Genomic DNA, 5,026 nt, shown 5'->3' on the forward strand with positions numbered 1-5,026 from the left:
GGGTGGGCGGGGTGGCCTCGGACATGGCGATGCCTCTCTCTTGTGAAAAGGGGATGTGATGCCGGCGGACGGTTGGCGGCTCATCGAGCATCTCAACCGGCCCGCCGCGGGTCAAAAACCGTTCCGAAATGTGACGCCTCGCCGTCACCGGCGGGTCTTGGAGGCCTCCTGCCGCACGCGTAGTGTGAGCCGTGTCAGCGTCGGCGCGACCCGCGCGGCGCGGCACAGGCGGCACGACAAGGAGGCTCCATGAGCTCGATCGACGACGACGACATCACGACGAGCGCGGCCGGCGGCGGCGAGGGCCCCGCGGACGGCGGCGCGAACCCCGGCGGCCACGACGGCGGAGCGGACGGCTCGGCCGGCGGCGAAGGCCCCGCGGACGGCGGCGCGAACCCCGGCGGCCACGACGGCGGCGCAGACGGCTCGGCCGGCGGCGAAGGCCCCGCGGACGGCGGCGCCAACCCCGGCGGCCACGACGGCGGAGCCGACGGGTCCGCTTGATGGCGACGGACGAGCGCGGGCCGGGCGACCGGCCCGCGCTTTCGCGCTGCATGGCGATCGGTCGTGATGCGTTCGCCCGCGAGCACTGGGCGCAGCGGCCGCTGTTCACCCGGGCCGCGGAGCTCGGGCAGGACTTCTCCGACCTGTTCAGCAGCGACGACGTCGACGAGCTCGTCTCCTCGCGCGCGCTGCGCACCCCCTTCGTGCGCATGGCGAAGGAGGGTGAGGTCCTGCCGCCCGCCCGCTTCACGGCCCCGGGCGGGTTCGGGGCGGAGGTCGGCGACCAGCTCTCGTCCGAGAAGGTGCTGGCCGAGTTCGCCGCCGGCGCCACGCTCGTGCTGCAGGGCCTGCACCGCACCTGGCCGCCGATCGCGGAGTTCACCCGCCGGCTGTCGGCCGAGCTCGGGCACCCCAGTCAGGTGAACGCGTACATCACCCCGGCCTCCTCGCGCGGGTTCGACCCGCACTACGACGTGCACGACGTGTTCGTGCTGCAGATCGCGGGCGAGAAGCACTGGCGCATCCACGAGCCGGTGCACCCCGACCCGCTGCGCGACCAGCCGTGGAGCGATCACCGGGAGGCCGTGGCGGCCCGCGCGCAGGAGGCTCCCGCCATCGACGAGGTGTTCCGGCCGGGCGACGCGCTCTACCTGCCGCGCGGCTGGATCCACTCGGCGGAGGCGCTCGGCGGCATCTCGGTGCACCTCACGATCGGCGTCGCGGCATACACCCGCCACGAGATCGTGCAGGAGGCGATCGCCCGCGCCGCCGACGCGGCCGCGCTGCGCGCCTCCCTCCCGCTCGGCTTCGATCCGGACGACACAACGGCACTGCGCCCGATCGTCGACGACACGCTCGACGCGCTGCGCGCCGCGCTCGACGACCCCGGGCTGCTGCCGGCGCTGACCGCCGCCGTGAGCGGGCGGCTGGCCGCACGCCGGCGCAGCGACTCGCCGCCCGCACCCGTCCGACCCCTCGCCACCGTGGAGGCGGCCGCCGCGCTCTCGGCGGACACCGTCGTCGTGGCGCGCTCCGGCCTGCGTCCGCGGGTGACGACGGAGGTCGAGACAGTGACCGTGCGGCTGACCAGGGCGACGATCGCGCTGCCCATCGCCGCGCGGGCCGCGGTCGAACGCCTCCTTGGCGGCACGCCGGTCCGGGTCGGCGACCTGCCGGGGATCGACGAGGCGTCCGCTGTCGTCGTCGCCCGGCGGCTGCTGCGCGAGGGCGTCGTCGTGCTCGCCGCGACGTGAGCGCGTCGCCGTGAGCGCCGTGCCGTCGGCGGCCGCCCCTCCCCCGCCCGGGACGCCCGGCTGGCTGCCGTGCAGCGACCGCGCCCGCGAGCGCGACGACCCGCTGCCGGGCACGGCCGGTCGCGGCGACCGCTGGCTGCTCGTGGAGATCGAGAGCGGCTGGGGGCGGCACGCGTTCGTGGAGTCGGCGCTCGACCCGGCGCTCGGGGCACGGATCGTCGCGCGGGCGGAGGCCGCGGGCATCCGCCCGCTCGCGATCCGCCGCACCGGGCTCCGGGCCGGCGAGCGGCGCGCACAGGCATCGTGGCGGTGGGCGCTGGTCGACGCACGACCGGGGCGCGAGGAGGTCCGCTGGGGTCGCGTGGACGATCCCGCGGCGCTCCTTGACCTGCCCCTCGACGGCAGCGCGGGCGAGCCGAGCGACGAGCCCCTGTACTGCGTCTGCACCCACGCCCGGCACGACCAGTGCTGCGCCGTGCGCGGACGCCCGGTGGTGGAGGCGCTGGCGCAGGCGCATCCCGAGAACACGTGGGAGTGCTCCCACCTCGGCGGGGACCGGTTCGCCGCGACGATGGTGCTGTTCCCGCACGGGCTGCTCTACGGGCGGGTGCCCGCGGACGACGCCGAGGACGTCGTGGATCGGCAGCGTCGCGGCCTCGTCGACCCGCGCTACCTGCGCGGACGCACGGCGCTCACGACGGTCGCCCAGGCGGCCGAGGCGTATGCGCGCGCCCGGTCGGGCGACGACCGGATCGACGCGTACACCGTCGTCAGCGAGCATCCGCACCCGCACGGCTGGACCGTGGAGCTCGCCCACGACGGCGGGCACGTCGTCGTGGAGGTCGGCGAGCGGATGTCGGACCCGCTGCTCAGCACCTGCGCCGCGACGGTGGCGCACCCGGTGCGCGAGTTCGTCCCGGTGTCGGTGCGGCCGGCGGGGTCGGCGCGTCCGGCGGGCTGAGGCCGCGGCCCGCCGCTCAGGCGTTCTGCGGCTCGGGCGCCGACTGCAGCAGCCGGATCATGTTGCCGGACGGGTCGCGGAAGGCGCAGTCGCGCGGGCCCCAGGGCTGCTCGATCGGCTCCTGCAGCACCTCGGCGCCGGAGGAGCGGATGCGCTCGAACGCGGTGTCGAGGTCCTCGGTGCGGAACACGACCGGCGACAGGGCGCCCTTGACGATCAGCTCCTGGAGGGCGTCGCCGTCGGCCTGCGAGCGTCCGGCATACGGGTCGGAGAGCACGACCTGGGTCCCGGCCGCATCGGCGCTGCCGAGCGTGATCCAGTGGTGGCCTCCGGAGGCGACGTCGTTGAGGACGTCGAGCCCGAGCGCGTCGCGGTAGAAGGGCAGCGACGCTTCCGGGTCGAGGACGGTGATGTGTGCGAACTGGAGTGAGATGGACATGGCTGTCACTCTAGGGACGCCGCCGCGACCGCGGCTTCTCGAAAACTGCTCGATCGCGAACTGCTCGATCGCGAGCAGCTCGATCGCGTGCCGACGCGGGCACTGTGCTCTCAGGAGGTGGAGGCTCGCCTGCGCACCGGACGCGAGCGCTGCTTCGCGATGCAGTCGGGCATCGCGGCGACGGCCGCATGCTCTCGAGCACGGTAGGCGCTCGGGGTCTCGCCGACCAGCTCGGTGAACTTCGAGCTGAACGACCCGAGCGAGGTACAGCCGACGGCCATGCACGCGTCGGTGACGCTCATCCCGCCGCGCAGCAGCATCATGGCGCGCTCGATGCGCCGGGTCATGAGGTAGCTGTAGGGCGTCTCGCCGTAGGCGGATCGGAAGCGGCGCGAGAAGTGCGACGGCGACATGAAGGCCCGCGCCGCCATGGTGGGCACGTCGAGCGGCTGCGCGAAGTCGCGGTCGATCAGATCGCGCGCGCGACGCAGCGCGGCGAAGGTCTCGAGCTCGTCCGGTGACATCGTCACGAGCGTAACGCGCCGGCCGCCTCCGCGACAGGATGCGCGTGCCGCGCCCCAGCGTCGGCGTCGCTCTCGCCGCCGCTTTCGTCGTCGCCGCCGGCGTCGCTCTCGACGAGCCGGATGAAGGCGCTCAGCTCCCCCACCCCGGCCGGGGTCGTTGGCAGGAACTCGGTCAGCTCGGGCGAATGCACGAGGTAGGCCGCCCACTTGGCGCGGGAGATCGCGACGTTCAGCCGGTTCTTCATGAGCAGGAAGGACATCCCGCGCGGCACGTCCGCCGCCGACGATGCGGCCAGCGACACGATGGCGATCGCGGCCTCCTGGCCCTGGAACTTGTCGACCGTTCCGACGCGAACCGCGGTGAGCCCCTCGGCGTCTAGCGCGGCCCGCACCTCGGCCAGCTGCGCGTTGTACGGCGTCACGACGATGACCTGCTCGGGGCCGAGCGGCTGGTCCTCGACACCGTCGGACGGATCGTTCCACGACCTCCCGAGCACGTCGCGGACGATCTCGATGACCACACGAGCCTCCTCCGGCGACGCGGTGGAGTTGCCGACGTGATCGACGGGCACCGGGTGCAGACCGGGCGTGACGCCCGTGAGGTGCCGGTCGGCCGCGCACGGGTGGGCGCGCAGCCTCCCCTCGTACGAGAGCAGCGACACCGCGGAGGCCAGGGCCGGGTGCATCCGACGGCTCTCGGCGAGGAAGTAGCCGTACTCGGCGGGCAGTACGTCGTGCCCGTCGCTGACCCAGCCGAGCGCGGAGCCGTCGACCGGCTCCGGGTGCCGCCCCTGGCTGACCTGCGGCAGCTGCTGCGGATCGCCGAGCAGCAGGAGGTTGCGCGCCGCGACCCCGACGGCCACGGTCGAGGCGAGCGAGAACTGCCCCGCCTCGTCGATCACCAGCAGGTCGAGGCTGTCCCGCGGGATGCGCGCGGGGTTGGCGAAGTCCCAGGCGGTGCCCCCGATGACATAGCCCGTCGCGTCGTTGTCCTGCGCGAAGGTCAGGTGCCCGTTGGCGCGGAGCGGGGTGAAGGCGGGGGCCTCCGCGCCGTCGCTCGGCACCTTGCCGACGCGCGCCGCGTCGAGCCCGGCGGCGACCACCCGGTCGAGCAGGTGCTCCACCACGGCGTGCGACTGCGCGACGACGCCGATGCGCCAACCGTGCTCGGCGACGAGCCGCGCGATCACGTGCGCGCCCAGGTACGACTTGCCGGTCCCGGGAGGTCCCTGCACCGCGAGGTAGGACCGGTCCAGGTCGAGCAGGCTCGCGAGCACGGTTGGCGCATCGGCGTCGTCGCGCAGTCGCACGCCGTGGTGGAGCACCCTGTCTCTTATACACATCT

General features: G+C 74.2%; 6 protein-coding genes. 3 read left to right on the forward strand and 3 right to left on the reverse strand.

All coding sequences use genetic code 11. The annotated features are described in order from the left end of the window. Positions 1-249: 249 nt before the first annotated feature. From ACR9ZG_RS17855 to ACR9ZG_RS17865, 3 genes are read left to right on the forward strand one after another with little or no spacing between them, the layout of a single operon-like run. A complete protein-coding gene (locus ACR9ZG_RS17855) occupies positions 250-504 on the forward strand; it encodes a BatC protein (RefSeq protein ID WP_481286192.1) in 255 nt (84 codons plus the stop codon). Then, the gene (locus ACR9ZG_RS17860) at positions 504-1,757 is read left to right on the forward strand and encodes a cupin domain-containing protein (protein ID WP_481286193.1); all 1,254 of its coding nucleotides are present in this window, start codon (positions 504-506) and stop codon (positions 1,755-1,757) included. Before ACR9ZG_RS17855 ends, ACR9ZG_RS17860 begins: the two co-directional genes overlap by 1 nt. Before the next feature lie 10 nt (positions 1,758-1,767). Further along, positions 1,768-2,718 carry a sucrase ferredoxin gene (locus ACR9ZG_RS17865; protein WP_481286194.1) on the forward strand — a complete coding sequence of 317 codons (951 nt, stop codon included), beginning with the start codon at positions 1,768-1,770 and terminating at the stop codon, positions 2,716-2,718. Positions 2,719-2,734: 16 nt separating this feature from the next. Here ACR9ZG_RS17865 and ACR9ZG_RS17870 read toward each other — a convergent pair whose 3' ends face one another. The 3 genes from ACR9ZG_RS17870 to ACR9ZG_RS17880 all read right to left on the reverse strand — a co-directional run. Continuing rightward, positions 2,735-3,157: a VOC family protein gene (locus tag ACR9ZG_RS17870; RefSeq protein ID WP_481286195.1), complete on the reverse strand. Its 423-nt coding sequence runs from the start codon at positions 3,155-3,157 to the stop codon at positions 2,735-2,737. A 110-nt stretch (positions 3,158-3,267) separates the two neighbouring features. After that, entirely contained in the window at positions 3,268-3,681 is a 414-nt protein-coding gene (locus tag ACR9ZG_RS17875) for a helix-turn-helix transcriptional regulator (protein ID WP_481286196.1), read from the reverse strand. 2 nt (positions 3,682-3,683) lie between these two features. Continuing rightward, the coding region (locus ACR9ZG_RS17880) for a DEAD/DEAH box helicase (RefSeq protein WP_481286197.1) at positions 3,684-5,026 on the reverse strand (1,343 nt) is incomplete at its 5' end.

The sequence above is a fragment of the Leifsonia sp. KNZ12-8B genome, from assembly GCF_056755495.1.

Bases quoted from the DNA above. Each gene is read 5' to 3' on its own strand.
- ACR9ZG_RS17855 (WP_481286192.1), top strand. From the start codon at position 250: ATGAGCTCGATCGACGACGACGACATCACGACGAGCGCGGCCGGCGGC.
- ACR9ZG_RS17860 (WP_481286193.1), top strand. From the start codon at position 504: ATGGCGACGGACGAGCGCGGGCCGGGCGACCGGCCCGCGCTTTCGCGC.
- ACR9ZG_RS17870 (WP_481286195.1), bottom strand. From the start codon at position 3,157: ATGTCCATCTCACTCCAGTTCGCACACATCACCGTCCTCGACCCGGAA.
- ACR9ZG_RS17875 (WP_481286196.1), bottom strand. From the start codon at position 3,681: ATGTCACCGGACGAGCTCGAGACCTTCGCCGCGCTGCGTCGCGCGCGC.